This window comes from Mycobacteriales bacterium (genome assembly GCA_035504215.1).
In the GTDB taxonomy this organism is placed as follows: Bacteria; Actinomycetota; Actinomycetes; order JAFAQI01; family JAFAQI01; genus DATAUK01.
Genome location: DATJSI010000085.1, coordinates 47,842 through 73,643, shown reverse-complemented (window position 1 = coordinate 73,643; position 25,802 = coordinate 47,842). Strand labels below are relative to the sequence as shown.

The window sequence follows — 25,802 nt, the reverse complement described above, 5'->3', positions numbered from 1 at the left end:
CGCGGACCACGTCCGGCCGGGTGAGATTGAGAATCTCGTTGCAGCCCTCGTGCCCCTCGAAGTCGTCGAGGGTCAGATCGAAGCTCTGCAGCATCGTGCCCATCGCGCCGTCCGCGACAAGCACCCGCTCCTGCAGAGCCTGAAGCAGTGCGGCAGGTGAGAGGCGCTGCGAGGTGCCAGCCATTTCGGGCCAGTCTATCGACGAGGGGCAGCCGGCCCGGTCGATTTAGGTGCTCGCCGGAACGGCACCGGCGCGGACCCGGCATACGCTGGCCGGGTGGCTGTCGAACGCGTTCCCGGCGACCGACCCCGGATGATGATCGCTGCGTTCGAAGGATGGAACGACGCCGCGGATGCCGCGACCAACGCCATCGAGCACCTCGAGCGCGAGTGGGCAGCGACGCCGTTCGCCGCGATCGACCCCGAGGACTACTACGACTACCAGGTCAACCGTCCGACGGTTCGGCTGGTCGACGGTGTCTCGCGGCGGATCGACTGGCCCACCACTCGGCTGGGCCTGGCAACCGTCGGCGACACCGAGGTCGTGCTGGTCCGCGGGCTCGAGCCGAACATGCGCTGGCGGGCGTTCTGCGAGGAGCTGACCGAGTTCGCGGACGAGCTCAACGTCGACCGGGTGGTCTGCCTGGCTGCGCTGCTCGCCGACGTTCCTCACACCCGTCCGATCGACATCAACGGCTCGGCGTCCGACGAGGCGACCGCGGTGTCGCTCGGGCTCTCGCGGTCGCGGTACGAGGGACCCACAGGTGTCGTCAGCGTGTTCCACCAGTCGTTGTCCGAGACCGGCCGGATGGTCGTCACGTACTGGGCGAGCGTCCCGCACTACGTCGCGCAGCCGCCGTGCCCGAAGGCCACGCTGACTCTGCTGCATCGGGTGGAGGACGCGCTCGACATCGCCATCCCGCTCGCGGACCTGCCGGAGCAGTCGCTGGCCTGGGAGAACGGCGTCGACGAGCTCGCCCGGGAGGACGGCGAGATTGCAGACTACATCGCCTCGCTCGAACGGCGCGATGACGCCGCCGAGCTCCCCGAGGCCAGCGGCGAGGCGATCGCCAAGGCGTTCGAGCGCTACCTGCGCCGCCGCGACGACACGTTGTAGCGCTCAGACGATCCCGAGCAGCGCATCGACAGCGGTCGCGGCATCTACAGGTGCGGCCCGGTCGGCCCCGCCGGCCGCCACCCATGCGTCGACCGCATCCACGGCTGCCGAGGTGTCCTGCCCGTCCCGGAGCGCGTGGCGTAGCCGGCGCACGAGCTCGGCGGCGGGTGATGCCGACGGGCGCGAGAAAGCCTCGCGCCACGACGTCAGCTTCGCGGTCGCCGCCTCGATCTCCTCGTCGTGCCACTCCCAGGCGGTCGTGTGCGGGTGCCGCAGCAGCGCGATCCGGATCGCCATCGGATCGACGCCCCGGCGCCGGAGCGCGGAGACCAGCACGAGGTTGCCGCGCGACTTCGACATCTTCTCGCCGTCGTAGCCCACCAGCGCCTGATGCACGTACGCGTGCGCGAACGGATGTCGTCCCGAGGCCACCTCCGCGTGCGCGGCGGACATCTCGTGGTGAGGGAACACCAGGTCGTCTCCGCCGCCCTGGACGTCGATCGTGGGACCGAGGTGAGTGGTCGCAATCGCCGTGCATTCGATGTGCCAGCCAGGGCGGCCGTGGCCGAGGGCGGTGTCCCATGCCGGCTCGCCCGGCCGCTCCGCCTTCCACAGCAACGGGTCGAGCGGATCCTTCTTGCCCGGCCGGTCAGGATCGCCGCCTCGCTCGCCCGACAGCCGGATCATCTCGGCGATCGGAAGCCTCGACACCGTGCCGAAGTCCGGCGCTGCCGCGACCGAGAAATAGATGTCGCCGTCGACGTCGTACGCCGCACCCCGGTCGCGCAGCGCCGCCACCGCGGACACGATGTCGGGAATCGCTTCGACCGCACCGATGTAGGCGTCGGGCGCGATGACCCGAAGCGCGGTCATGTCCTCGCGGAACAACTCGGTCTCGCGCTCGGCGATCACGGTCCAGTCCTCGCCGGTCTGCACCGCACGCTCGAGCAGCGGGTCGTCGACGTCGGTGACGTTCTGTACGTAGCGCACGTGCTTGCCCGCGTCGAGGCAGGTCCGGTAGAGCTCATCGAAGAGCAGGTAGGTCGCGGCATGGCCGAGATGAGTGGCGTCGTACGGCGTGATGCCGCACACGTACATCGAGATCTCGCCCTGCCCGGTGCCGATCTCGGTCAGCCGTGCGGTCGAGGAGTCATGCACCAGGATCGGCTGGTCGGAAGCCTCCCCCGGGATTCGCGGCACGGTCGGCGAGGTCCAGGAGCGCACGCGCAGAGCCTATGCGCCCGGGGACGGCGAACCCGCTAGAACGGCGGCCAGGGCACGGGCGGCCAGTCGCCGTGCGGGACCGGGTGCCGGCGGGTGGACAGCAGCCGGTCGATCCGGCGCTCGGTGGCCCACACCTCGTCACGGCTGAGCAGCTCGCGCAGGATGCGGGCCAGCCGGCCGGAGCCGTCCAGATCCGCCTTGAGCGCCGCAAGGACGTCGAGCGCCTCGTCGGTGAGCCGCTTGCCCTGCCATCCCCACAGCAAGGTGCGCAGCTTGTCCTCGACCGAGAAGCAGACGCCGTGGTCCACGCCGTACACGTGACCGTCGGGCAGCGGCAGCAGGTGACCGCCCTTGCGGTCGGCGTTGTTGACCACCGCGTCGAACACCGCCATCCGCCGCAGCGGCTCGACGCCGCTGCGCGCCAGCACCCCGAGGTCGACGTCCTCGTCGACATCGATCCACAGCTGGCACATGCCGATGCCGTAGGGCCCGTCGCGCAGCACCGTGGGCGGCACGATGTCCCACCCGGTCGCGCTCGACACCTCGAACGCCGCCACCTCGCGCGCCGCGAGGGTCCCGTCCGGGAAGTCCCACAGCGGCCGCTCTCCCGCGACCGGCTTGTAGACGCACGCCGCCGTCACGCCGTCGCACGTCACGGTGCAGAACAGTGTCGCGTTGGACGCATCGATCAGCCGGCCCTCGACCTCCAGCTCGCCGGCGCGTAGCAACGCCAGCGCACCTTCGAGGTCGATCTGGCCGATGGACTCAGTCATCGCTTCCAGTGTCACCCGGCGTGTAGATGACCGTTCTGCCGCGGGCAGATGTGGCCCTCCGGATCGAGCGGGTTGCCGCACAGCGGGCAGGGCGGCCGGCCGGCGGCGACAACCCTCAGCGCGCGCTTCGCGAACGCGCGAGCGACCGCCGGCGACAGTCGCACCCGCAGCATGTCGGCGTTGGTCTCCACATCCGAGGGCGCGACGTCCTCGTCCTCCTCGCCACGATCGGACTGCGCCTCGATGATCACGAGGGCGTCGTCCTCGTCCCAGGCGAGGGCAAGGGTTCCGACCCGGAACTCCTCTTCCACCGGCACCTCGAGCGGCTCGACGTCCTCGAGCTGCGGTGGTGGGACAGCGGGGACGACCGACGCGGCGCCCTGCCGGCGGCGTACCTCGTCGAGCAGCTCGTCGAGGCGCTCGGCCAGGGCGGATACCTGCAGCTTCTCGAGCGCGACCGAGATCGTTCGACCGTGACCGGTCGCCTGAAGGTAGAAGGTGCGCTCGCCGGGTTGGCCCACCGTGCCGGCTACGAATCGGTCCGGCGGGTCGAACGCGAACTCCCGACCAGCCACGCGATCACCCTATGTCGCGGCCCCGGCGCCGCCGCCGACGGCGGCGTCCGAGCTCGGTCTGCGCCGGCGGCCGCCGCGGCGTTTGGGGGGCATCAGGTCGGCGACCGCGCCACCGGTGTCGTTCATCCGCAGGACGAACGGGCGCAGCGTGGTGTAGCGCACGACGGACACCGAGGCCGGGTCAACCTGGATCCGCTGAAACGCGTCGAGGTGCATGCCCAGCGCGTCGGCGAGGACCGCCTTGATGACGTCCCCGTGACTGACCGCGATCCAGGTCGCGCCGTCGCCGAGCGCGAGGTTACGGCTGCGGATCGCATCCACCGCGCGGTCCTGGGTCTCGCGCAGGGCCTCGCCACCAGGGAAGCGTGCCGCGCTGGCATGGCTCTGCACGACCTTCCAAAGCGGGTCTTTGGCAAGGGTCTTCAGCGACTGGCCCTCCCAGTCGCCGTAGCGGACCTCACCGAGCCGCTCGTCGAGGTCGACCTCGAGCTCACGGCCGCCGGCCAGCAGGTCCGCGGTCTCGCGGCAGCGCGGCAACGGGCTGGAGACGATCGCGGTGATCGGTACGCCGGCCAGGCGGGCCGCGAGGGCGCCGACCTGCTCGCGACCCTTGTCGGTGAGGCTCACGCCGGCCGTCCAGCCGGCCAGCACCCCGCTGTTGTTGGCGTCCGTCACGCCGTGCCGGACCAGCAGAACCGTGGTCATCGCGTCATCGCGTCATCGTGCGCGTCGCCGCCGGCTACTCGCCGACGCCGGACTTGTCGAGTGCCTGCGCAGCAGCCCGGACGGTCGCGATCCGGTCGTCCTGGGTAGCGCCGTAGCAGCTGATGTTGAGGGTCGTGACGCCGGAGGCGGCGAGTGCCTGCATCCCGTCAGCGATCCGCTCGACCGGCCCGAGCAGGGAGGTCCGATCAATGAACTCCAACGGCACCGCGGCGGCCGCCTCGTCGTACTTGCGGTCGAGGTACAGGTCCTGGATCGTGGCCGCCTCGGCCTCGAAGCCCATCCGGGCGGCGAGCCGGTTGTAGAAGTTCTGCTCCCGGGAGCCCATGCCGCCGATGTAGAGCGCGGCAAAGCCGCGGGCCGGGCCGGCGGCTTCGCCGATGTCGTCCCCGACGATCACCGGCATGGTCGGTGCGATGTCGAACGGAGCATCGGTACGACCCGCGTTGGCCCTGCCCGCGTCGATCGACGCGACCAGCTCGGGAGCGAACTGCGGGTCGTAGAAGATCGCCAGCCAGCCGTCGCACTTCTCCCCCGCGAGCTCGAGGTTCTTCGGCCCGATCGCGGCCAGGTAGATCGGCATGTACTCGCGGACCGGATGGATGATCATCTTCAGGGCCTTGCCCGGGCCGTCCGGCAGCGGGAGCGTGAAGTGCTCGCCGTCGTAGGCCACCCGTTCCCGCGACAGCGCGAGGCGGACGATGTCGATGTACTCCCGGGTCCGGCCGAGCGGCTTGTCGAACCGTACGCCGTGCCAGCCCTCGGAGACCTGTGGGCCGGAGACCCCGAGGCCGAGCCGGAACCGGCCGCCCGACAAGGTGTCGATCGTCGCGGCCGTCATGGCGGTCATCGCCGGCGTACGGCCGGGGATCTGGAAGATCGCGCTGCCGAGGTCGATCGTCGTCGTGTGCGCGGCGATCCAGGTCAGGACCGTTGCGGCATCGCTCCCGTAGGCCTCAGCGGTCCACACACAGCTGAAGCCGAGCCGCTCGGCCTCCTGGACCAACCCGACGTTGTCCGCGTCGCTCACCAGGCCCCAGTAGCCGAGGTTCAGTCCGAGTCGCATTCGCGCAGCCTACTGAGGCGGTTCCGGCCGCGGCCGTGTCGCGGGTCGATGCCCGTCGGTGCCGCGGATACCCTCCGGCCATGAAACAGCGGCGGCTCGGCAGCACCGGTCTCTACGTCTCACACCTCGCGCTCGGCACGATGGGCTGGGGGCGCGACACCGATGAGGACGACGCCTCGAACCAGCTGGCTGCCTTTGTCGAGGCCGGCGGCACGCTGGTCGACACCGCCGACGTCTACGCCGAGGGCGAGAGCGAGGCAATCCTCGGCCGGCTGCTGGGCACGGTCGTCAACCGCGAAGACCTCGTCATCGCCACGAAGGCGGTCAGCGTTCGCGGCGGAGACCGCGACCGCGACGCCTCCCGCCGGCACCTGCTCGATGCGCTCGACGCATCGCTGAAGCGGCTGAACACCGATCACGTCGACCTGTGGCAGATGCATTCGTGGGATCCGCGCACGCCGCTCGAGGAAACGCTCGGCGCGCTCGACTCGGCGGTGGCGTCCGGCCGCACGAGATATGTCGGGATCAGCAACTACACGGGCTGGCAGACCGCAAAGGCGGCCGCGTGGCAGCGCGCCTGGCCGGGTCGCGCGACGATCGCCTCGACCCAGGTCGAGTACTCGCTGCTCGAGCGCGGGATCGAGCGCGAGGTCGTCCCGGCCGCCCTCAACCTATGGATCGGGATCCTGCCCTGGTCTCCGCTCGGGCGCGGGGTGCTGACCGGCAAGTACCAGGGCGGCACCCCGGCCGAGTCGCGCGCGACGACCGCCGACTACAACCGGTTCGTCACGCCGTACCTCGACGAGCGGGCCAGCCGCATCGTCGGGGCGGTCCTCACCGCCGCGGACGGGCTCGGGGTCTCCCCGCTCGCCGTGTCACTCGCCTGGGTCCGTGACCGTCCCGGCGTCGTCGCGCCGATCGTTGGTGCCCGCACCGCGGGTCAGCTGAAGGCATCGCTCGAAGCCGAGGCCACCGTGCTGCCGGACGAGATCCGCCGGGCGCTCGACGACATTTCGACGCCGGTCATGGGTTATCCCGAGGGGCCGGCGGCACTCGGTTCCTGAGTCCGGATCACCACCTACGCTCGCCCAGGTGGATACGGCGTTCGAGGCGTTCTGTGCGGCCGGCCTGTGGCCTGGTCTCGGGAAGCTGTCCGCCCAGCTCCCGGCCGCGCACATCAACGGTCCCGACGACGTGACGCCCGAGGCGCTCACCGCGATCACGACCGCCGCCAAGGCACAGCGCCTGGTCCGCGCCTTCGACGACGCACGTCCGCGACTGGCGGTTGCCGAACTGCTGTTTGCCGCGGGACTGCCGGCTCGGCTCGCGTTCGGTGCGGTCGACCTCTACGGGCGGGCGGCTCCCGACGAGCTGCGCAGCGACCCGTGGCGGCTGCTCGGCGTTCCCGGCGTCGAGGTGCGCGAGGCCGACCGCTTCGCGATCGCGACGCTCGACGAGCGTCCCACCAAGGAGGATCCGCGGCGCGGTCGTGCCGTCACCGCGTGGGCGCTGGGCCGCGCAGCCCGGGACGGCCACACCCTGATGCCGGAGCCGACCGCGATCGCGGCGCTGGCAGGGGTCGACATCCCTGAGCCGACCCAGGCGATCGCGGCGGCGGTGGATGAGGGCTCCGTCGTCGCGTACGACGCCGTGGAGGCCGAGCCGGACGCGGCGCCGGCAATCGCCCTGCTCCGCTACGCGGTCGCCGAGGACACCGTCGCCGAGGGGTTGCTGCGGCTCGTGGCAACTGCACAGCCGATCGCGGACGACTCGGATCTCGCGGCCGTTGCCGACGAGCTCGACCCTGCGCAGCACGCCGCGATCAGAACGGTCGCCGCGCACGGCGTAAGCGTCCTGCACGGCGGCCCGGGCACGGGCAAGAGCCGGACCGTTCGTGCACTCGTCGAGCTGAGCCGCAAGCGCGGCAAACGGATCGCCCTCGCGGCGCCGACCGGGCGGGCGGCGAAGCGGCTCGAGGAGCTCACCGGCGAACCCGCGTCGACCCTGCACCGCCTGCTCGGCGCCCGGGCCCGAACCGGGGACTTCGTCCGCGGCGAGGGTTGGCCGCTCGACGCCGACGTCGTCGTGGTCGACGAGGCGTCGATGCTCGACGTGGAGCTGGCGGCGGCGCTCGTCGCCGCGTGTGCCGATACCACGCACCTGCTGCTGGTCGGCGATCCCGCGCAGCTTCCGTCGATCGGGCCCGGCCGGGTGCTCGGCGACGTCCTCGACGCGGGAGCGGTCCCCGCGACCGAGCTCACGACGCTGCATCGCCAGGCCGAAGGTGGCTCGATCGCAAGGGTGGCCTCCGCCGTGCGTCGTGGCGAGCTTCCGGCGGTCGACGACCCGACCCGGGAGGTCGTCGTCGTACCTGCCGAGGGCAGTGGCGACGCCGCCCGGCGGGTCCAACAGCTGGTCACGGATTCGATTCCGCGCGCGCTCGGGATCCCCGCGAGTGAGATCCAGGTCGTGACGCCCGTCCATCGCGGGGCGGCCGGCACGGTTGCGCTCAACGCGGCGCTGAAGGCCGCCCTCAACCCCGGCACCGGCACGCTCGGCGCATTCGACGCCGGCGACCGCGTCGTGGCGACCGCCAACCATCTCGACGACGGCTTCGCCAATGGCGAGGTCGGGGTCGTCGGCGACGTGGCCGACGGTGCGCTGCAGGTCGACTTCGGCGCCGGTCCGGTCGCCGTGCCCGCCAAGCTGCTGGGCGACCTGGTGCACGGCTGGGCATTGACCGTCCATCGGGCGCAGGGATCCGAGTGGGCGGCCATCGTCGCGGTGTTCCCGCCGGAGGCGAGCGGGATGCTGTCCCGGCCGCTGGTCTACACCGCGCTCACCCGCGCGCAGCGCCACCTCTCGGTCGTGCATGCGGCCGGCACCGCGCTGACGCACGGCGTTCGCGAGGTAGGCGCGCGGCCGAGACGAACTCGGCTCGCGACCCTCCTGCGCGAACAGGGATAGCCCGGCAAGGCGATGGGTACGCCGGGCGCCGCGCGCTACGGTGGCCGCAGTGGTCGACTACGAGTACCAGCGGATGGATCTGCCGCGCCATGTCTCGCGCAACGTGGCGCGGCGGTTGCTGACCGATGCCGCAGAGTACGGCCGCTGGGAGCTCGCCCGGCTCCGGCTCTACCCCGACGGCCGCCGCAGGATCGTGTTGCGCCGCCCGATCTTGCGGGTGCGGTCCACCCTCGTCAGCAGGTCGCGAGAAAGCGGCTGAGCGCGCGGACGCCGAACTGCAGGCCGTCGATCGGCACGCGCTCGTCGACGCCATGGAACAGCCCCATGAAGTCGAGGTCGGCCGGGAGCTTCAGCGGCGAGAAACCGAAGCATCGAATCCCCAGCTCCGAGAAGGACTTCGCGTCCGTGCCACCGGACATGCAGTACGGCACGACGCGGCCGTCGGGGTCCTCCGCGAGTACGGCGGCCGACATCGCCGCGACCAGGTCGCCGTCGAAGGTCGTCTCGTAGGCGATCTGGCGCTGCACGATCTCGACCGCGACCTCCGGCCCCGCCAGGCGAGAGATCTCCGCCATGAATTGGTCCTCGCCGCCGGGCAGGTAGCGGCCGTCGAGGTAGGCGTAGGCGACGCCGGGGATGACGTTCTGCTTGTAGCCGGCCTCGAGCATCGTCGGATTGACGGTGTGCCGGACGGTCGCGCCGATCATCTTCGCGAGCGGGCCGAGCTTGTCGAGCGCGCTTTCGACGTCGTTCTCGTCGAAGTCGATTTCCAGCGCCGCACAGATCTCTTTGAGGAACTCGGTGACGGTCGGGCCGAGCTCGATCGGGAAGCTGTGCCGACCGACCCGGGCCACTGCCTCCGCAACCGCGGTCACAGCATTGTCGTCATTGAGCATCGAGCCGTGCCCCGCTCGCCCCTTGGCCACCAGCCGCAGCCAGGCGATGCCTTTCTCCGCGGTCTGAATCGCGTAGAGCCGGCGGCCGCCGATCGTCATCGAGTAGCCGCCCACCTCGCTGACGGCCTCTGTGCAGCCCTCGAACAGATCCGCATGATGATCGACGAGGAAGTGCGCGCCGTACACGCCGCCTGCCTCCTCGTCCGCGACGAAGGCGAGGACGATGTCGCGTGGGGGCCGCTTGCCCTGGCGAACCCAGTCGCGAAGGACGGCGAGCGTCATCGCGTCCATGTCCTTCATGTCGACCGCGCCGCGCCCCCAAATGCACCCGTCGCGGACCTCCGCGGCGAACGGGTCGACCTGCCAGTCGTCGGCGTTCGCCGGTACGACGTCAAGATGGCCGTGGATGAGCAGCGCTTCACGACTCGAGTCGGCACCCGGCCACCGCGCCACGACGCTCGCCCGGCCGGGCTCCGACTCGTGGACCTGTGGAGAGAGGCCGGCGTCGGTCAGCTGCTCGGCGACCCACTCCGCCACCTTGCGTTCGTTGCTGGTCGGGTTCGATGAGTCGATCCTGATCAGCGACCGGCAGATCTCGACGACCTCTGCCTCGGCGGCCTCGGTCAAGCCACTCTCACTCACCACTGCACCGTATCCGGTGATTCCCGGCTCAGCTGCTGGTCAACCCGCCGAGCAGCCCGCTCATCCCGTTGCCACCGCCCTGGCCGAAGAGGTTCGCGAGACCGAGCAGGCCGGGGAGGTCCGGCGCGACCGCTCCCGACGGCTTGATGACTGCCGGTCCGCTTCGCGCGAAGGTGACGGTCAGCGGCCAGGCCACGCGGGCATGCGGTGCCAGCTGGTCGAGGTTCACCGTGAGCGAGCTGAGCGCGCCCTCACGAACCGCGGCATCCAACGTGACCGACCTGTGTGCGATCCCGTGTAGGCGGGGCAGCCGGGCGGGTCGGTGCGGTGCGAACGAATGCATCAAGACGCGGAGCTCGGCGGCGAACGCCGATACCTGCTCGCGCAGGACCAGCCGGTCGGTCGAACCCGTGGCGGTTCGCGTCACGTGCCCGCCGTCGGTGAGCAGGCCATGCAGAGCGGCAAGGGGGTTGAAGCCAATCGAGCGCTGCAAAGGCAACATGCTCAGCGACGCGAGTGGGAGGGACACCCACTTCCCGCCGACCAGCGCCTTAGCGAAGTCGGACAGCGCGTCGGCCTTGGCGACCAGCGCGTCGTACCGCGCGGAGTCCCCGACTGCGGCCAGCAGGTCCTTGACGTCGACCCGCAGGTACAGCATCTGATCGATGCTGCGCAGCTCGACGTACGTCGTGGTGCCGGCACGCAACGTCAGGTCAACCGAAGCCGAGGACCCGTTCGCAGCGTTCAGGTCGCCGACCGTCTTGCCCTTGGGGGCGACCAGCTCGACCGAAAGCCGGGCACCGGCCAGCACCTTCAGGCCGTACCGATCGAGCAGCCGGGCCGGGGCGACCGCCGACGCGGTCAGGGTGAGCGCAGTGCCCGCGCCGAGGTTGGTGACGGCGCTGGACAGCTCGGCGGCCGGTGCCTGGTGTGGGTTGTTGGTGCCGCCCGGATCGGTGCTGACCGAGGCCAGCCCGCCCGTGCTCCCGCAGGCGGCGAGGCCGACGGCGGCTGCGGCCAGCAACGCAGCGAAAGCGCCCGGCCGCCGTCCCATTTGTCGCCTTTCTCCGTCGAGCCCCTGCTTTGACGGTACTCGCCGGCTGGCTTCAGTAGTGCCGCCGTTCAGCCGAATTCCCCTTGGTGAGGTCCTTCACGACGCGTCGCCGCGCGCTCGTCGCCGGAGTCGCGATGCTCGCCGCCGGCGTCTTCGCGGCCGGGCCCCTGGTGCTCACTCCGGCCCAGGCCGAGACCTCGGGTCAGCTCAGCGCACAGGTCCAGACCCTGCTCAAGAAGGTGCACGGGCTGCAGAAGAAGGCGATCGCGGCGGAGCACCGCTACGCGGCGGCCTTCGGCGCCGTCGAGGACAGCGTGAACGCATCGATCAGCGCCGATCAGCGCAGCGCCGACCTCTCCGGTCAGGCCGATGCCGCGCAAGCCTCGCTGGTCAGCCGGATCCAGGCCCTCTACGAGTCGGGCGGCACGCTGGCTGCCGATGCGTCGCTGCTGAAGTCGGGCAGCATCACCAACCTGTTCGACAGCAACGAGCTGGCCTCGCGCGCGATCGATGCACAGGTCACGACCGTCCATGCAGCCGCGTCGCAGGCCCAACAGGCGCTGCAGGCGGCCAACGCGGCGCTGCACCGCGAGCACATCAAGATCGGCACCGAGCGCGGGGTCGCCGCCGCCGCCGACCGGGTCGAGCTCCTGCTCTCCGAGGAGTCCGCGCTGCTGCGCCACGCCGACAAGCAGCTGGCCGCGGTTCGTGCCGCGGAAGCAGCACTTGCCGCCGCGAGCTCGAACTTCGCGTCGATCACGAACCGGAGCATTGCCGGCCTGCACATCCTGCCGCCGTCCGCCCACTTCCTCGCGCTCTACCGCGGCGCGGCGACGACCTGCCCCGGGCTGTCCTGGACCGTGCTCGCCGCGATCGGTCAGGTCGAGAGTGGGCACGGCCGCAACGACTCGACGTCTTCGGCGGGCGCCATGGGGCCGATGCAGTTCTTGCCGGCGACGTTCGCGGCGTACGCCGTGGACGGCAACCACGACGGCGTGAAGAACATCATGAACCCCGCCGACGCGATCTACACCGCCGCGCACTACCTCTGCGCGAACGGCGCCGGTCGTGGCGCGGGCGCACTGAACGGGGCGATCCTGCACTACAACCACGCGGTCTGGTACCTCGACATGGTGCTGAAGCTCGCGAGCATGTACGCGGTCGCGTACAAGTAGGCCCGGCCGCTCGGTTGCCCTCCTATAGACTCGCCGGGCCGGTCAAAGGGCAAGTGGCGGAATGGCAGACGCGCCAGCTTGAGGTGCTGGTGTCCTATTAACGGACGTGGGGGTTCAAGTCCCCCCTTGCCCACTCAACGGCACCGCCTGATCCTCAGCGCGGATCCGGCCGGTCGACGTTCCAGTGCCGTCCGATCGTGGCAAGCCAGCCGTCGTCCGCCGCCCGCGGAAGCAACGAGAACAAGCTGATCATCCGCTGGCCGCCGTGCAGGTCGCCGTAGAGGAGCGAGATGACGATGCGCTCTCGGGCCTCGATCTCCTTACGGGCGGCGAGAAAGTCCGGCTCGGTCGGCTCCCTGATCGCCCCTTGCCAGAAGCCGATGTCGCCGGGGCCGAGGTAGAGGTCACGAGTGAGTCGCCGAAACGACGAGAGCTCGGGCCGTCGCAGGTCCGCGGGACTGGCGTCGGGCTCGAGCCGCCAGCCGTGCATGACGGCGACGCCGGTGCCGACGTTGCGCAAGGACATCGTGAGGTAGATCGCGTCATTGGTCACCTCGGCCGTCCCTGACGAGCCCTGCACATACGCCCAGTGACCGTCCGCGAAGCCGACCTTGAGCGCAGCGTCCTCGAGCCGGGATGGCACCAGAAGCGGCCTGATGCCGGCGAGCAGCGACTCCTCGGCGACCCGGGCTGCTCGGTTGGCCGAGCGAGTCGACGAGAAGGTGGCGAGCGCCAGCACCAACGTCCCGCCCGCGGTCGCGAGCGAGGAGATGGTCACCCAGTCCGCCGCCACGGGAAAAGGCTAGGCGAGAGCGCGCAGAACGACCTCGCCATGCTTGCCCGTGCCCGGTCGAACCGCGGTGCCTGCCGGTCCGTGAGAGGGGTGGGGCCGCAGCAACCGCGGTCAGTGACAGACGGGTAGGAGATGACCGTGAACAGCATCGGCAAGTGGGGCACGGGGGCGGCGCTCGCCGCGCTCGCCCTGACCGCGGCCGCGTGTGGGAGCAGCAGCAGCGGCGGGAGCGGCGGTGGTGGCGGCGGGTCGACGATTGCGCCGGGCACGAATGTCGCGCCGGCCAGCCTGCAGACCCACTCGACCAGCCTCGGCAAGGTGCTGGTCGACTCGAAGGGCCTCACGATCTACGAGCTCGTCGGCGACACCGCCAGCAACCAGAAATGCGACGCCTCCTGCCAGGCGTTCTGGCCGCCGGTGATGAAGGGCGGCAGCCAGGTCGTGATCAACGGCCATCCTGCCTTCACGTTCACGAACGACTCGGCGCCGGGCCAGACGCACGGCCAGGGCGAGAAGGACACCTGGGGCACCTGGTGGGCGCTGAACGCGAGCGGCAACCCGATCACCGGGTCCGGCACCCCGGCACCCGCGCCGAGCAGCTCCTCGAGCAGCAGCGGCGGTGGCGGAGGCTACGGCTACTGACCCGCTAGCGCGGCTTGCGCGCCGCGGCTACGGTGCCTGGCAGTCAGGAGGCTGCCATGACCGGATCGAGCGGTGTGCACACCGAGTCAGAAGACCACCCCTGGACCATTGACGTCGGCGACCACCCCGAGCGCGAGGACACCCCTGCGTACCGGGCCAGCCGGGCCGCGATGATCAAGCTGGTCGCTCAGACCCAACCCTGGTTCTTCGGCGACCCGCCGTACCAGGACCACCACGGCGGCGGGGTCTGGGTCAAGGACGACACCGGCTGGTTGCTGCTCCTCGGCCTGGCGGGAATCGAGTGGTCCGCGCAGTTCTGCGCCGATCCGGCGAAGGTCGACCTGCTCCGTCAGTACGCCGCCCGGCTCTGCGCCGGCTTCCCGCAGACCCTGCCCGGCTACGCCGCCCTCGGGTACGCCGACGCCGAGACCTTGCTGACGACGCCGATCGTCGACGCGAACGGTGTCCAGGCATGGACTGACGGGTTGTTCAACGCGTGCGTACCGCTTCCTGCCGAGCTGCACACGGGCGTCCTCATGGCCGGCTCCGGCTACCACCACTACCCGAAGCCGATCATCGACATCACGACCTTCAAGCAGGACGACTTCACCTTGTTCGTGAACGACACGAACGGCGCCGAGGTCGCCGTCGCGCCGGTTTCCCGCCGCGGAAGCGGAGATGGGCGGGTCTCGGTGCTGTGGTCCGCTGCGAACGCACCGATCCATGCCCAGGCGGAGGCGGCTGCTGACGCGGGTAAGCCACTCGTGCTCGATGCCGACCATCCGCTGGCCCAAGCGGCGTTCAAGAACCAGACGCCGGCGACGCAGAGCTGACCCGTCGGGCGCGACGCTCAGTCGGTCAGGCGCTCAGCTGATGCTGATAGGAGTCGAGGTGCCGCACGCCGTACCGGCGAGCGCCCTCCTCGATCGCGTTGTCGAGATCGGTGAGCACGTCCTGGTGGGCGCGCAGCATCAGCGTGTACCGGGAGGCCTCCGGCCGGTCCTCGGCGTGGTCGATGTACTGCCGGAGTCGAAGGATGGTCTGAACGGTCTTGCGGCGCTCCACCGCCAGCTCGTAGACCGAGGCCCGCTCGCGGTCGGCCTCGGACGCGCAGTCGACCTCGGCGCCCAGCCTGCGCAGCTCGGCGTTGGTAGTGATCCACCGCCCCGCACCATGCGAGGCCAGCCGATCGATATCGGCATCAGGCAGCTCGATCCGGATGACGACGTCAGCGTCCTTCGACCGGGCACTGGTACGGGACAGCACGAGCTCGACGTCGTCGTACTCGGCAGGCGCTCCGGGCAGGACCGCGGTCGGATTGTTGGTCTGGTGGTAGAGCCTCATGCTCAGACCAGGTTATTGCCGGATGAGTGCCCGTGTGTGGCATCCGGAGTAGTCGGCGGACCTTTTTTCAGAACTCGGCGACCACCGGCACCACCTGGTCGCCCAGCAGTTCGAGCGGCTTGAGCGTTGCGACCTCGGGTACCGAGCCGTGGTAGTGGGTGATACCGAGCGCGGCGAGCTCGCGCAAGCTGGTGAGCAGGCCGTCGACCTTCGACCCGTCCGGCCCCGGGTCGAGCGGTCCCATGACCGTCTTCTCGATCTCGTCGTAGTCGCGACCGACCGTCTCGCAGTGGGCGCGGAGGACGTCGAGCTTGTGCGGCAGGTCCGGCGACATGAAGAGGTTGCACGCCTGGGCGTATTGCGCGACCAGCCGCAGCGTCTTTCGCTCGCCGCTGCCGCCGATCATGATCGGAGGATGCGGCCGGCGCAGCGGCTGCGGTGAGCAGAGCGTCCGGGCCAGCCGGTAATGCTTGCCGTCGTACGGGCCGTCGTCGTCGCTCCACATCTGCAGGCAGATCTGCAGCGCCTCCTCGAGCCGCTCGAAACGCTCCGAGGTCGATGGGAAGGTCAGGCCGAGCCCGCGGGCCTCGTCCTCGAACCAGGCAGCGCCGATGCCCAGGTACGCCCGGCCCTCGGACAGCACGTCGAGCGTCGTCACCGCCTTCGCGAGCAGGCCGGGCTCGCGGTAGACCACCGCTGTCACCCAGGCGAGCAGGTCGATCTTCGACGTACGCGCGGCGAGATAGCCGAGCGTCGTGTAGGCCTCGAGCATCTCGTGCTCCGGCGGGCCGATGTGACCGATCTGCCACATGTGGTCCATCACGCTGAGCTTGTGGAAGCCGTTGTCCTCGGCGGCAATCGCGACGTTGGTCAGGTCGCGCGCGAGCTCCGCCGGCCCACCCGACCAGGTGAAGTTCGACACGTGTACGCCGAGGTTCATTCGCTGCCCGCTTCGTCGACGATCTCCGGGCCACGTTATGCCCGCTCAGCCACCTACCCACATCGGCTCGATCGATGCGGCGAGCAGCGCGGCGACGTCGCCCAGCCGGTGGGCGCCCCCTTCGACGACCGGACGGCCCGCGACGATGACTGTGTCGACGTCGGCGGCGGTGGCGGCGAGCAGTGCCTGCTCGGGAGCACAGCCTGCGGTGCGTACCGTGTCCAGCCGGACCGCGACGAGATCTGCCGCGGCGCCGACCTCGAGCCGGCCGGCCTCGGGCCAGCCGACGGCGGCGTGCCCGGTCATGGCGGTCAGAAGCTCGGCGGGGGTGAACCGTCCGCGCTCGCCGCTTGCCAGCCGCTCGTCCATCTCGAGCGCCCGGGCCTCTTCGAGCAGGTCGGTCATCGCATGCTGGTCGGTGCCGACCGTGATCGGGCAGCCGGCCGCACGCAGCCGAGTCGCCGGACCGATCCCGTCCGCCAGGTCGCGCTCGGTGGTCGGGCAGAAGCAGATCGTGGTTCGGGCGTGCCCGAGCAACTCGACGTCGCCGTCGGTGAGGTGGGTGGCGTGTACGGCCGTGGTCGTCGGGCCGAGCGCACCTTCGTCGTCGAGGAGCGTGGTGGCGGTCGCTCCGTAATAGGCCTGGCAGGCCGCGTTCTCGGCCGGTTGCTCCGACACATGTGCGTGTAACGGCCGGCCGGCGGCCACGAAGCTCACCGCACCCAGTGACGCTCTCGGCACCGCACGCACGGAGTGGATCGCGACCCCTACCCGCATCCCGTCCGACTCGGCCAGTTGCTCGACCCGCTCCGCCCAGCGCCCGACATCCCCGTCGCTGAATCGCAGTTGTGGCCCGGCGAGGGGCTTGTGCCCGCCGGCCTCGAGTCCGCCGGTGAGGTAACAGGTGTCGAGCAGGGTCATCCGGATGCCCGCGTCCGAGGCCGCCTGGCGCAGCGCCTCGGCCATCACGTTCTCTTCGGCGTACCGCTCGCCTCCGGGCGCGTGGTGCAGGTAGTGGAACTCCCCCACGCTGGTGATACCGGACAGCACCATCTCGGCGTACGTCGCGCGGGCGAGCGCCAGGTAGGAGTCGGGGTCCAACCGGCCGGCGACCGAGTACATCGCCTCGCGCCAGGTCCAGAAGGTGCCGCCGCCGGCTTGGGTTCGCCCGCGCAGCGCGCGGTGGAAGGCATGGCTGTGACCGTTGGCGAATCCAGGTACGACGATGCCCGGCAGCCGGCTCGCATCGCCGGGAGCACCCCCGGGCTCGATCGCCGTGAGGCGGCCCTGATCGGCTTCGATCAGCACGTCGCGGGCGACGCCGGTTGGCAGCCAGGCGCACTGCGCGAACCACTTCATCGGGCCAGATCCTCCACTACGGCCGCCAGTGCGTCGATGCCTGCCAGGCAGTCGGTGCGTTCGGCATGCTCGCTCGGTGAGTGCGAGACCCCGCTGGGGTTGCGCACGAACAGCATCGCGGACGGGATGCCGGCCGCAGCGAGGATGCCGGCGTCGTGTCCGGCCCCGGTAGCGAGGATGGGCGCATCCTGCAGATGCTGCGCGAGCCGCTCGGCAAGCGAGGGATCGAAGCGGGTCGCGGAGGTGAACGACTCCTCGGTGGCGCGCACACCTGCGGCCCGCCCGACGTGCTCGACCAGCGCGCGCACCTGGTCGACGTCCTCGCCCCTCGCATCCAGCCACGCCGTCACACGGGAGGGGATCGCATTGACACCGTTCGGGTCGACCACGACCTTGCCGACCGTCGCGAGACAACCGCGCTGCTCGGCCTCCCGCCGGGCAGTCGCGACGACTGCGGCGAGCGCGAGCATCGGGTCCTTGCGGTCTGCGAGCCGGGTCGTGCCGGCATGGTTTGCCTCGCCGACCAGGTCGAGCCGCCATCGCCCGTGGGGAAGGATCGCCGAGGCGACGCCGACGCTGCGGTCCCGGTCGACGAGATCCCGTCCTTGCTCGACGTGCAGCTCGACGAAGCAGCCGACCCGGGCCAGGGCTTCGTCGTCGCGCCCGACCGCGTCCGGCCGCTGGCCGGCTCGAGCCATCGCATCGGCCAGGCTGGTGCCGTCGTCATCCGCAAGCGCCCGGGCGCGGTCCGGCTCGAGCGCGCCGGTAACCAGCCGCGAACCGACACAGGCAACCCCGAATCGGGCGCCCTCCTCGTCGGAGAAGCACGCGACGCCGATCGGCCGCGTGGGCTCGAAGCGCTTGGCGCGCAAGGTGTCGATCGCCAGCAGACCGGAGACGACGCCCAGCGGTCCGTCGTAGGCACCGCCGTCCGGCACCGAGTCCAGGTGCGAGCCCGTGACGACTCCAGGCCGGCCGGCGCGGGCAGCCTGGTCGGGGTCGCCCCACCACGCCCATTGGTTGCCGGCCCGATCGACGGTCAGGTCGAGCCCTCTCGCGCCGCACTCGGCGGCGAACCATTCGCGAAGCTCCTGATCCTGGTCGGTCCACGCGTACCGCCGGTAGCCACCGGTTCGCGGATCCCTGCCGACCGGATCGAGCGCCGACCAGAGCTCGTCGAACCCCATCGGCTAGCGGCCCGAGCGTCCGATGTCGGGGGCGTCGCCGGTCACGCGGGATACCGTACGGCACCGCCGGGTTGGGCCCGGCGCGGGTCGACGGATTGTCCGGTCTGCCCTAGAACGGCCTGATCTGGCGCGCGGGCTCGGCACCGGCGAGGCGCCGGCGATGCTGCACCTCGTTGCGCGCCGTGCCGATGTTCTAGGGCATGAGCCGCGTCCTGTCCTCCGAGCGCGACCTGGTCGCCGTGCTGTCGGGGCTGGGCGCGCGGATCCACGCGGGCTCGCGCCTGGCGGACACCCTGGATGCGATCGCGAACGCAGTGGTGGAGTACCTCGGCTTCGGCGTCGCGGCGGTCAACCTGCGGCGCCCGGACGGCTCGTTCGAGGTCGTCGCGGTGGCCGGCTCGGAGGAGGCCGCGCGCGAGCTGCTGGGCACCTCGATGGGCAAGGAAGAGGTCTTCGCCGAGATGTCGCGGGCGGACGAATGGGGAACCCTGCGCTTCATCCCGCACCAGCGGGCGACCACGCCGCGCTCGAACGTCTGGATCCCAGACCTGCCGATCAGCGACGACCCCGACGCCTGGCACCCGCTCGACCTGCTGTTCGCACAGCTCACCGCTCCGGGCGGCGAGCTGGTCGGCCTGTTGAGCGTCGACGTGCCCGACAGCGGTCAGCTCCCGGACCTGATCCAGCGAGAGCTGCTCGAGGCCCTCGCGCTGCAGGCCGGAATCGCGATCTCCAGCGCGCGGCTCACCGAGCAGGTACACGCCGAGCGCGAGGACCTGCAACGCGAGCAGGCCCGGCTGGCGGCAAGCGAGGCGGCGTTCCGCTTCTCCTTCGACGGCTCGGCGACCGGCATGGCGCTGGTCAGCCTCAACCCGGCCGAGCTCGGCCGGTTCCAGCGCGCGAACGACGCCTTCGGCCGGGTGCTCGGCTACTCCAGCCCGGAGCTGATCCAGTGCCCGATCGACGCGCTGATCGCGGCCGAGGATGCCGGCGCCCTGCGCACCGCGCTCGAACAGGCAAGGGACGGAGCCCTCAGCGACTTCCGCCTCGAGTGCCGATTCCTTCGGGCCGACGACCAGCAGATCTGGGTGTGCCTCACGGCCACCGTGATCGACCCCGGCGATGCGCGCTCGCGCTTCCTGCTCATCCACAGTGAGGACATCAGCGACCGGCGCCAGCGCGAGGCCGACCTGCAACACCAAGCCAGCCACGATCCGCTGACCGGCCTGCCGAATCGCCGGTTGCTGCTCCAGCGCCTGGACGCCGCCGTCTCACGCGCCCAGCGTCATGGGCGTACGACGACAGTGCTGTTCTGCGACCTGGACGGGTTCAAGGCGGTCAATGACACCTTCGGGCATCTGGTGGGTGACTCGGTACTCCAGCAGGCAGCCGGCCGGCTGGTCGAGCAGGTGCGCTCGAGAGACACCGTCGCTCGCCTCGGCGGCGACGAGTTCGTGGTGCTCGCCGAGGACCTCACCCCTGAGAGCGCGAAGATGCTCAGCGCGCGAATCTCGGAGGCCTTCTCGCGTCCGTTCGACGTGATCGGCTACTCACTCGGTGTCAGCACCGGGCTCGAGGCGATCACGGCGTCCACCCCGAGCGGGCTCGCGGTGCTGCGAGCCGCGGACGAGGCGATGTACCGGGTGAAGTCCTCCGAGCGCAGCGCCGGCGACCAGGCGAACCCCTGCGCGTAGTCGCACCCGAGCTCGCACAGGATGTCCGCCTGCGCCGCACTCTCGACGCCCTCCGCGACGACGCTCATGCCGAGCTCGTGCGCGAGCTCGATCACCTTTGCAACGATCACGCGGTCATCCGCGCCGTCGACCAGGTCAGTGACGAGGGCACGGTCGATCTTGATGACGTCCGCCGCCATCCGCTTGAGGTAGAGCAGGCTGCTGTAGCCGCTGCCGAAGTCGTCGATCGCGATTCGTACGCCGAGTCGCTTCATCTCCGCGAGCACGCTGATGTTGTCGTTGTCGAGCAGATGGGTTTCGAGCACTTCCACACACAGCCGGCTGGGCTCGATCGAGTGCCGCATCAGGAGGTCCTCGACGGTGGGCAACAAGTTGGACGACGTCAGCTGCTGCGCCGAGAAGTTGATCGACACCGCCATCGCCCGCTCGGCGGGCCAATCGGCTGCGGCGGCCATCGCCGTACGCATCGTCCAGTCCCCGATCGGGACGACCAGACCGGTCGTCTCGGCAAGCGGAAGGAACCGCCCCGGATAGAGCAGTCCGCGGGTCGGGTGCCTCCAGCGCAGTAGCGCCTCTCCCCCGACGACATCCCGGTCGGCAAGGCGGACCACCGGCTGGTAGCAGAGCACGAGCTCGTCGCGGTCGAGGGCGACCCGCAACGCCTGCTCGGTCTCGAACCGCTCGAGGACGCTGGCACGCAACGACACGTCGAAGATCTCGAACCGGGACAGCCCCTCCTTCGCGCGGTACATCGCCATGTCGGCGTCCTGCAGGATCGACGCAGGGTCACCGCTCGGGTCGTCGACCAGCACCATGCCGACGCTCGCGCCGATGATCGCGTCCGCCGTACCGAAGCTGAAGGGCCGGGCCACCGCGGCCTGCAGCCGGTCCACGACCGCCACCGCACCGGCTTCGTCGACCTGCCTCATCAGTACGGCGAACTCGTCGCCGCCGAGCCGCGCCACGCGGTCTCCGGGGCGCAGCGCGTGCGCGATCCGTTCCGCGGTCGCCACGAGCAGCTCGTCACCGACGGCATGGCCGTGGGTGTCATTGACCTGCTTGAACCGGTCGAGGTCGATGAACAGTACGGCGAACTGTCCGCCGTGCGCCCTGATGTCCGCAAGGCCGTCGGCCAGCAGCTCGAGGAAGTAGGCGCGGTTCGGCAACCCGGTGAGGGAATCGTGCTTCGCCGCCGCCTTGAGCCGCTCGGTGGCGACGACCTCCTCGGTCACGTCCTCCACCGACGACACGAAGCCGGTGAGCACGCCGTCCTTCACCATCTGAGCGGTGGTGACCCGCACCCACCGGGAGCCGTCGTCGTCGCCGAGCCGTGCATCGACGCCGCCGGTGGGGCCCTCGACCGCTCCGGTGAGCTCAGCGAGCAACCGCTCCCGATCGCCAGGTGCGAACGCCGAGAGCCAGCCGAGGTCCGTCATGTCCTCTGCGCTGCGGCCGAGGATGCGCTCCAGGCGCCGGTTGGCGTAGCGGAACCGGCCATCGCCGTCGGTCTCGAGAATCCCCATGTACGACGCCGCCGCGAGCGAGCGGAACCGGCTCTCGGAGGTGCTCAGGTCAGCGGTCCGGGTCGCGACCAGGTCGAGGGCGCGCTGGCGGCCACGGACGAGCAGGCGGGCGAGAGCGAAAGCCATCAGCGTGAACAGGATGCCGATCACCAAGCCGAACAGCGCCTGCCGGTCCGCGGCGCGCAGGGCGGACGCGTCGGATCCCAACACCTGAATCGTCCAGAACCCGTCGGAGTCAAAGGTCACGTTGCGCGACACAACCGCGGTGCGGGGTTTCGTTCCTACCGATCCGACCGTCGCGCCTTTCGTGCGCCCGAGCGTCTTCGACAGTCCGGGCATTGCCGCGCCCGCGGTCGTCGGCACACCGACGTCGCGGCGGGACAAGGTCGCGCTCAACCCGGCATAACGCCCGACGGCGGATGCCAGCAGGGCGTGGACGTCGAACAGCCCGCCGACCACGCCGGAGAACTCGGCGCGCCGCAGCGGCACCGTCGGAGGGACGGTCCCGCTGCGATAGACCGGAGCGAAGATCGCCGCCACCGAGTCACCCGGGCCGACCTCGACCGGCGTGACCTGGAACTGCCCGGTGTCCCGCGGCTTCGTGAAGATCGAGCTGCCGCCGATCGCGCAGAGGTCCAGGCCGGGAGGGAGCTCGCTCAGCAGGCTCTTGCCGCTGCGCAGGCGGATGAAGCAGTAGCTGGCCCGGGTTCCCGGCGGCGTGATGACGAACCGCTTGACCGCTCCGGCGCCCGCCGGCGGGTCCGACTGCACGGTTCGCTCGTAGGCCGCCAGCCGGCCGGCCGGCACTACCTCCGCGTACGCCAGGCCGAGCGATCCCGGGTAGCGGTGCGTGACGCTCAGATCCCTCGACCACCGCGCCCACTCGCTGGTGGTCATCGTCGGGTCGGTCGAGATCGCGGCGCGCATGGTGGCGGTGAGGTCGTCGAGACGCGCGAGCGATGAGGACACCGAGGCGGCAACGTCCGCGGACCGTACGTCGAAGGCGTGCCGGGCGTCGTGATCCGCGTTGGAGCGCCAGGCCGATGCCGCGAGCGCCGAGCCGGCGACGCCGACGACGAGCAGCACCCAGGTCAGGGCGCGGAAGAGCCCCGCCAGCCGCGGGGCGAGCCCGAAATCGTGGCTGCGGCCGGCGGGCGATGACGGCGTTGCCCCGCGCCTCACCGGAACGGTGACCTCCATCCCGCTCGATCGACCGCCCAAGTCGGGCATTTCTTCCCTATCGGCACCAACCCGATAGGGCCGTAGGTCCGAACGCCCGCCGGGCGTCCTCCGCGCAGGTCAGACGCGGCCGTCTACGCTCGGGCGCATCGCCCGCAACCGGAGGCAGCCATGCGCCTGTCCGCTCGCAACCAGCTCACCGGCACGGTGTCGTCGATCGACGTCGGTGCCGTGATGACGATCGTCACGGTCGACCTCGATGGTGGCCAGCAGGTGACCGCCTCCGTGACCAAGCAGGCGGTTGAGGAGCTCGCGCTCGCGCCCGGCGGCCGGGTCACCGCAATCATCAAGTCGACCGAGGTTTTGCTCGGCGTCGACTGAGAAGGACCAGCACGGACGACCGCAGCCTTCGCCTGAGTGATCGCCGGATTCGCGGGTGGGTCACGGTCGCGGGTTTCACCGTCATGGCCGAGCCGTATCGAAGCGGGATGTGCTAGGCGAGTCCCCGGTTGCGCCATTGGCCCCGCCGAATGCGCCGGATGGGCGAGTGCGTTCGTAAGTAACCGTTGCGATTCTTGATAAACCAATCTCGCGCGGGGAGAGGGGGTGCTTTATCTGTGCGTAGCATGCTCACCCGGCTGGCCATCGCTGCTACCGCTGTCGTGACGGTTGTGACAGTGGGCGGTGCCGGCTGGAAGTTCTGACCGGCGGCTTCCTCATCACTCAGACCACGAGAAGGGGGTTAGCCGTGGACACGGTAACCACATCCAAGGGAACCGACAGCGTCGGTTCTCGTGGTTCGGCCATCCCGGCCGGCCACAAGTTCTAGACAGCACTGTCGGGTCGTCCGTCGCCCACGCGGACACCTGACTCCATCACTCTCACGGGCAGGAATGACGGTGACACCACCCCAGCGATCATGGCTTCGCGCCTACATGGCCGCGGTCTCTCTACTGGGCATCCCACTGCTGGCCGTGTCGTGCGCACGAGTCCCGTGGACCAATCTCGGCAGCCGGCTCCCCGCTCTGGTCGTTGCCTGTGCGTTCCTCGTGATCGGTGAGCTGCGCCCGATCCCCGTCTCCCGCGGCGCCGACGCCGGTGACGAGCTGTCGATTTCAAGCACCATCGCCGTAGCGCTGTTGTTCCTCACCGATCCAGGTGTCGCCTGCGCGGCCCAGGCCCTGGCGCTGTTCGTCGACGAGGCCCGCAAGCGCCGCGCATGGGACCGCTTGGTGTTCAACGTCGCGCAGTACACCCTCGCGCTGCTGGCGACCCGCACCGTCTTCACCGCGATGGTCGGCCAGTCGGCGTTCGGCCATCCGACGCCTTTCGCACCCACCCAGCTTCCGGCCGCCCTGCTGAGCTGTGCGGCCTTCTTCGTTCTGAACAACGGCCTGACCGGCATCGCGGTCGCGCTTGCGACCCGCATGCCGATCCGCCGGCTCGTCCTCGCCGACTTCCGGTCGCACATCCCGACCGACGGTGTCCTGCTTGCACTGGCACCGGTTGTCGCACAGTCACTCGCATGGTCGGTCGCCGCTCTGCCGTTGCTGATGGTGCCGCTGGTCGCCGTTCACCGCAGTGCGCGGTTGGCCTCCGAGCGCGAGCACGAGGCGCTGCACGACGCGCTGACCGAGCTGCCGAACCGCACCTCGTTGCTGATGCGGCTGAAGCAGGCCTGCGAGCACCTCGCCCAGGTGCCGGTTGCGGTCATGCTGGTCGACCTCGACCACTTCAAGGAGATCAACGACACGCTGGGCCACTACGCGGGTGACCGGCTGCTGGTCGAGGTCTCGAGCCGGCTGCGTGGCGCCCTGCGCGCGGGCGACTTCATCGCCCGGCTCGGCGGCGACGAGTTCGCCATCCTCGCCTACCACGTCGACAGCGAGGCGGCCGCGATCGACGTCGCGGCGCGGTTGCGGGACGCGTTCGACCAGACCTTCCCGCTCGCCGGCGCGGATCTCTCGGCGCAGTGCAGCGTCGGCATCGCGCTGGCTCCGCGCGACGGTGCGGACGAGGACCTGCTGCTCAAACGTGCCGACGTCGCGTTGTACGACGCGAAGTCCGCCCGCGGCAGCATCATGATCTACGACGGCTCACGGGACGATCACTCGGTCGAACGCCTGTCGCTCGTCGCGGACCTGCACCGCGGCATCGAGTCCGGCGAGGTCTTCCCGCTCTACCAGCCGATGTGTCACGCGATCACCGGGCAGGTCGTCGGCGTCGAGGCCCTCGCCCGTTGGCGGCATACGCACGCGGGCGTGCTGTCACCGGACGAGTTCATCGACATCGCCGAAGGCGCCGGCATGCTCGACACGCTCACCTACGCCCTGCTCGAGCAGTCTCTTGCCCATCTCTCCGCCTGGCATCGGGCCGGCCGCGAGATCGGCCTGTCGATGAACGTCTCGCCGCGCACGATGCACGACGTCCGTTTCGTCGAGCGGGTGCACAGCGCGCTGCAGCGCAGCGGCGTCGACCCGTCCTGGCTGACGCTCGAGCTCACCGAGTCCGACATGGTAAGCGAGCGCGAGCAGAACCTTCGACAGATGGCCAACCTGCGCCGGCTCGGATGCCGGATCGCGATCGACGACTTCGGAACCGGCTACTCGTCGATGGCCTACCTGAAGAGCCTGCCGGTCGACGAGATCAAGATCGACCGGTCCTTCGTGGCCGACCTCGGCGAGGACCCGAAGGACGAGATCCTGGTCCGCGCGATCGTCGACCTCGGTCACCGCTTCGGACTCGAGGTCACGGCCGAAGGCGTCGAGTCGGACGCCGCGTGGGCGTTGCTCGCATCGATCGACTGCGATTCGATCCAGGGATACCGGTTGGCCCGGCCATTGACGGCGGAGGCCTTCAACGCCTGGCTCAACCAGCGCGACGAGACCACCGTGGTCTCCACCCGGCCGAAGCTCCAGGTGTTGTGAGC

Annotated in this window: 23 protein-coding genes, 1 tRNA gene and 1 pseudogene; 11 read left to right on the top strand and 14 right to left on the bottom strand. The window is 70.3% G+C overall.

Annotation, left to right across the window (positions count from 1 at the left end; translation table 11 throughout):
* The coding region (locus tag VME70_10440) for a homocysteine S-methyltransferase family protein (protein ID HTW20614.1) at positions 1-184 on the bottom strand (184 nt) is incomplete at its 3' end.
* A 93-nt stretch (positions 185-277) separates the two neighbouring features.
* Between VME70_10440 and VME70_10435 the strand changes: the two genes are divergently transcribed.
* Positions 278-1,117, top strand: coding sequence for a PAC2 family protein (locus VME70_10435; protein HTW20613.1), 840 nt, complete (start codon positions 278-280; stop codon positions 1,115-1,117).
* 3 nt (positions 1,118-1,120) lie between these two features.
* Here the strand turns inward: VME70_10435 and mshC are convergent, their stop codons facing one another.
* Genes mshC through VME70_10410 form a run of 5 tightly spaced genes read right to left on the bottom strand, consistent with a single transcriptional unit; the run spans position 1,121 to position 5,478 of the window.
* Positions 1,121-2,341: a cysteine--1-D-myo-inosityl 2-amino-2-deoxy-alpha-D-glucopyranoside ligase gene (gene mshC / locus VME70_10430; protein ID HTW20612.1), complete on the bottom strand. Its 1,221-nt coding sequence runs from the start codon at positions 2,339-2,341 to the stop codon at positions 1,121-1,123.
* A gap of 35 nt (positions 2,342-2,376) precedes the next feature.
* Positions 2,377-3,114, bottom strand: a complete 738-nt coding sequence (locus tag VME70_10425; GenBank protein HTW20611.1) for an SCO1664 family protein — start codon at positions 3,112-3,114, stop codon at positions 2,377-2,379.
* Between the two features lie 11 nt (positions 3,115-3,125).
* On the bottom strand, positions 3,126-3,689 hold the full coding sequence (locus tag VME70_10420; GenBank protein ID HTW20610.1) for a DUF3090 family protein: 564 nt from the start codon (positions 3,687-3,689) through the stop codon (positions 3,126-3,128).
* A 9-nt stretch (positions 3,690-3,698) separates the two neighbouring features.
* The gene (locus VME70_10415) at positions 3,699-4,394 is read right to left on the bottom strand and encodes a histidine phosphatase family protein (protein ID HTW20609.1); all 696 of its coding nucleotides are present in this window, start codon (positions 4,392-4,394) and stop codon (positions 3,699-3,701) included.
* Positions 4,395-4,428: 34 nt separating this feature from the next.
* The gene (locus VME70_10410) at positions 4,429-5,478 is read right to left on the bottom strand and encodes an LLM class F420-dependent oxidoreductase (protein ID HTW20608.1); all 1,050 of its coding nucleotides are present in this window, start codon (positions 5,476-5,478) and stop codon (positions 4,429-4,431) included.
* An 80-nt stretch (positions 5,479-5,558) separates the two neighbouring features.
* Here VME70_10410 and VME70_10405 point away from each other — a divergent pair, with 80 nt between their 5' ends.
* The 3 genes from VME70_10405 to VME70_10395 are packed head-to-tail and all read left to right on the top strand — an operon-like array spanning position 5,559 to position 8,704.
* Entirely contained in the window at positions 5,559-6,542 is a 984-nt protein-coding gene (locus tag VME70_10405; GenBank protein HTW20607.1) for an aldo/keto reductase, read from the top strand.
* Positions 6,543-6,570: 28 nt separating this feature from the next.
* Complete coding sequence (locus tag VME70_10400) at positions 6,571-8,445, top strand: AAA family ATPase (GenBank protein ID HTW20606.1); 1,875 nt, start codon at positions 6,571-6,573, stop codon at positions 8,443-8,445.
* Positions 8,446-8,494: 49 nt separating this feature from the next.
* A complete protein-coding gene (locus tag VME70_10395; GenBank protein ID HTW20605.1) occupies positions 8,495-8,704 on the top strand; it encodes a DUF5703 family protein in 210 nt (69 codons plus the stop codon).
* On the opposite strand, the gene VME70_10390 is transcribed toward VME70_10395, so the two are convergent.
* On the bottom strand, positions 8,679-9,986 hold the full coding sequence (locus VME70_10390; GenBank protein HTW20604.1) for a M20/M25/M40 family metallo-hydrolase: 1,308 nt from the start codon (positions 9,984-9,986) through the stop codon (positions 8,679-8,681). The two genes, VME70_10395 and VME70_10390, sit on opposite strands and share 26 nt — an antisense overlap.
* 25 nt (positions 9,987-10,011) lie before the next feature.
* Positions 10,012-11,037: a hypothetical protein gene (locus tag VME70_10385; protein ID HTW20603.1), complete on the bottom strand. Its 1,026-nt coding sequence runs from the start codon at positions 11,035-11,037 to the stop codon at positions 10,012-10,014.
* Positions 11,038-11,123: 86 nt separating this feature from the next.
* Between VME70_10385 and VME70_10380 the strand changes: the two genes are divergently transcribed.
* Together VME70_10380 and VME70_10375 are read left to right on the top strand one after the other, a co-directional pair.
* Entirely contained in the window at positions 11,124-12,212 is a 1,089-nt protein-coding gene (locus tag VME70_10380) for a lytic transglycosylase domain-containing protein (GenBank protein ID HTW20602.1), read from the top strand.
* 47 nt (positions 12,213-12,259) lie between these two features.
* Positions 12,260-12,345: transfer RNA gene (locus tag VME70_10375), tRNA-Leu, on the top strand.
* A gap of 21 nt (positions 12,346-12,366) precedes the next feature.
* On the opposite strand, the gene VME70_10370 is transcribed toward VME70_10375, so the two are convergent.
* Complete coding sequence (locus VME70_10370; protein HTW20601.1) at positions 12,367-13,005, bottom strand: hypothetical protein; 639 nt, start codon at positions 13,003-13,005, stop codon at positions 12,367-12,369.
* A gap of 138 nt (positions 13,006-13,143) precedes the next feature.
* On the opposite strand from VME70_10370, the gene VME70_10365 reads away from it, so the two are divergent.
* On the top strand, positions 13,144-13,647 hold the full coding sequence (locus VME70_10365; protein ID HTW20600.1) for a hypothetical protein: 504 nt from the start codon (positions 13,144-13,146) through the stop codon (positions 13,645-13,647).
* A 56-nt stretch (positions 13,648-13,703) separates the two neighbouring features.
* Positions 13,704-14,480, top strand: a complete 777-nt coding sequence (locus tag VME70_10360) for a DUF6424 family protein (GenBank protein ID HTW20599.1) — start codon at positions 13,704-13,706, stop codon at positions 14,478-14,480.
* A 25-nt stretch (positions 14,481-14,505) separates the two neighbouring features.
* Here VME70_10360 and VME70_10355 read toward each other — a convergent pair whose 3' ends face one another.
* From VME70_10355 to VME70_10340, 4 genes are all read right to left on the bottom strand, one after another.
* Entirely contained in the window at positions 14,506-14,991 is a 486-nt protein-coding gene (locus VME70_10355) for a hypothetical protein (GenBank protein ID HTW20598.1), read from the bottom strand.
* Positions 14,992-15,058: 67 nt separating this feature from the next.
* Complete coding sequence (locus tag VME70_10350) at positions 15,059-15,931, bottom strand: LLM class F420-dependent oxidoreductase (protein ID HTW20597.1); 873 nt, start codon at positions 15,929-15,931, stop codon at positions 15,059-15,061.
* A gap of 45 nt (positions 15,932-15,976) precedes the next feature.
* Positions 15,977-17,290 carry a formimidoylglutamate deiminase gene (locus tag VME70_10345; protein ID HTW20596.1) on the bottom strand — a complete coding sequence of 438 codons (1,314 nt, stop codon included), beginning with the start codon at positions 17,288-17,290 and terminating at the stop codon, positions 15,977-15,979.
* Positions 17,287-18,477 carry an allantoate amidohydrolase gene (locus VME70_10340; protein ID HTW20595.1) on the bottom strand — a complete coding sequence of 397 codons (1,191 nt, stop codon included), beginning with the start codon at positions 18,475-18,477 and terminating at the stop codon, positions 17,287-17,289. Before VME70_10340 ends, VME70_10345 begins: the two co-directional genes overlap by 4 nt.
* Before the next feature lie 200 nt (positions 18,478-18,677).
* Between VME70_10340 and VME70_10335 the strand changes: the two genes are divergently transcribed.
* The gene (locus tag VME70_10335; protein ID HTW20594.1) at positions 18,678-20,171 is read left to right on the top strand and encodes a diguanylate cyclase; all 1,494 of its coding nucleotides are present in this window, start codon (positions 18,678-18,680) and stop codon (positions 20,169-20,171) included.
* A 32-nt stretch (positions 20,172-20,203) separates the two neighbouring features.
* On the opposite strand, the pseudogene VME70_10330 reads toward VME70_10335, so the two are convergent.
* Positions 20,204-22,591, bottom strand: a pseudogene (locus tag VME70_10330) (EAL domain-containing protein).
* Between the two features lie 453 nt (positions 22,592-23,044).
* Between VME70_10330 and VME70_10325 the strand changes: the two are divergent.
* Both VME70_10325 and VME70_10320 read left to right on the top strand, forming a co-directional pair.
* Positions 23,045-23,254: a TOBE domain-containing protein gene (locus VME70_10325; GenBank protein ID HTW20593.1), complete on the top strand. Its 210-nt coding sequence runs from the start codon at positions 23,045-23,047 to the stop codon at positions 23,252-23,254.
* 518 nt (positions 23,255-23,772) lie between these two features.
* Positions 23,773-25,800 (top strand): bifunctional diguanylate cyclase/phosphodiesterase, encoded by a 2,028-nt coding sequence (locus VME70_10320; GenBank protein ID HTW20592.1) that lies wholly within the window; start codon positions 23,773-23,775, stop codon positions 25,798-25,800.
* Positions 25,801-25,802: the final 2 nt, after the last annotated feature.

What these genes read in the sequence shown, in the direction of transcription:
- VME70_10325 (HTW20593.1), top strand. Translation starts at nt 23,045, where the DNA reads ATGCGCCTGTCCGCTCGCAACCAGCTCACCGGCACGGTGTCGTCGATC.
- VME70_10410 (HTW20608.1), bottom strand. Translation starts at nt 5,478, where the DNA reads ATGCGACTCGGACTGAACCTCGGCTACTGGGGCCTGGTGAGCGACGCG.
- VME70_10350 (HTW20597.1), bottom strand. Translation starts at nt 15,931, where the DNA reads ATGAACCTCGGCGTACACGTGTCGAACTTCACCTGGTCGGGTGGGCCG.
- VME70_10385 (HTW20603.1), bottom strand. Translation starts at nt 11,037, where the DNA reads ATGGGACGGCGGCCGGGCGCTTTCGCTGCGTTGCTGGCCGCAGCCGCC.
- VME70_10415 (HTW20609.1), bottom strand. Translation starts at nt 4,394, where the DNA reads ATGACCACGGTTCTGCTGGTCCGGCACGGCGTGACGGACGCCAACAAC.
- VME70_10425 (HTW20611.1), bottom strand. Translation starts at nt 3,114, where the DNA reads ATGACTGAGTCCATCGGCCAGATCGACCTCGAAGGTGCGCTGGCGTTG.
- VME70_10355 (HTW20598.1), bottom strand. Translation starts at nt 14,991, where the DNA reads ATGAGGCTCTACCACCAGACCAACAATCCGACCGCGGTCCTGCCCGGA.
- VME70_10360 (HTW20599.1), top strand. Translation starts at nt 13,704, where the DNA reads ATGACCGGATCGAGCGGTGTGCACACCGAGTCAGAAGACCACCCCTGG.
- VME70_10405 (HTW20607.1), top strand. Translation starts at nt 5,559, where the DNA reads ATGAAACAGCGGCGGCTCGGCAGCACCGGTCTCTACGTCTCACACCTC.
- VME70_10340 (HTW20595.1), bottom strand. Translation starts at nt 18,477, where the DNA reads ATGGGGTTCGACGAGCTCTGGTCGGCGCTCGATCCGGTCGGCAGGGAT.
- VME70_10345 (HTW20596.1), bottom strand. Translation starts at nt 17,290, where the DNA reads ATGAAGTGGTTCGCGCAGTGCGCCTGGCTGCCAACCGGCGTCGCCCGC.
- VME70_10335 (HTW20594.1), top strand. Translation starts at nt 18,678, where the DNA reads ATGAGCCGCGTCCTGTCCTCCGAGCGCGACCTGGTCGCCGTGCTGTCG.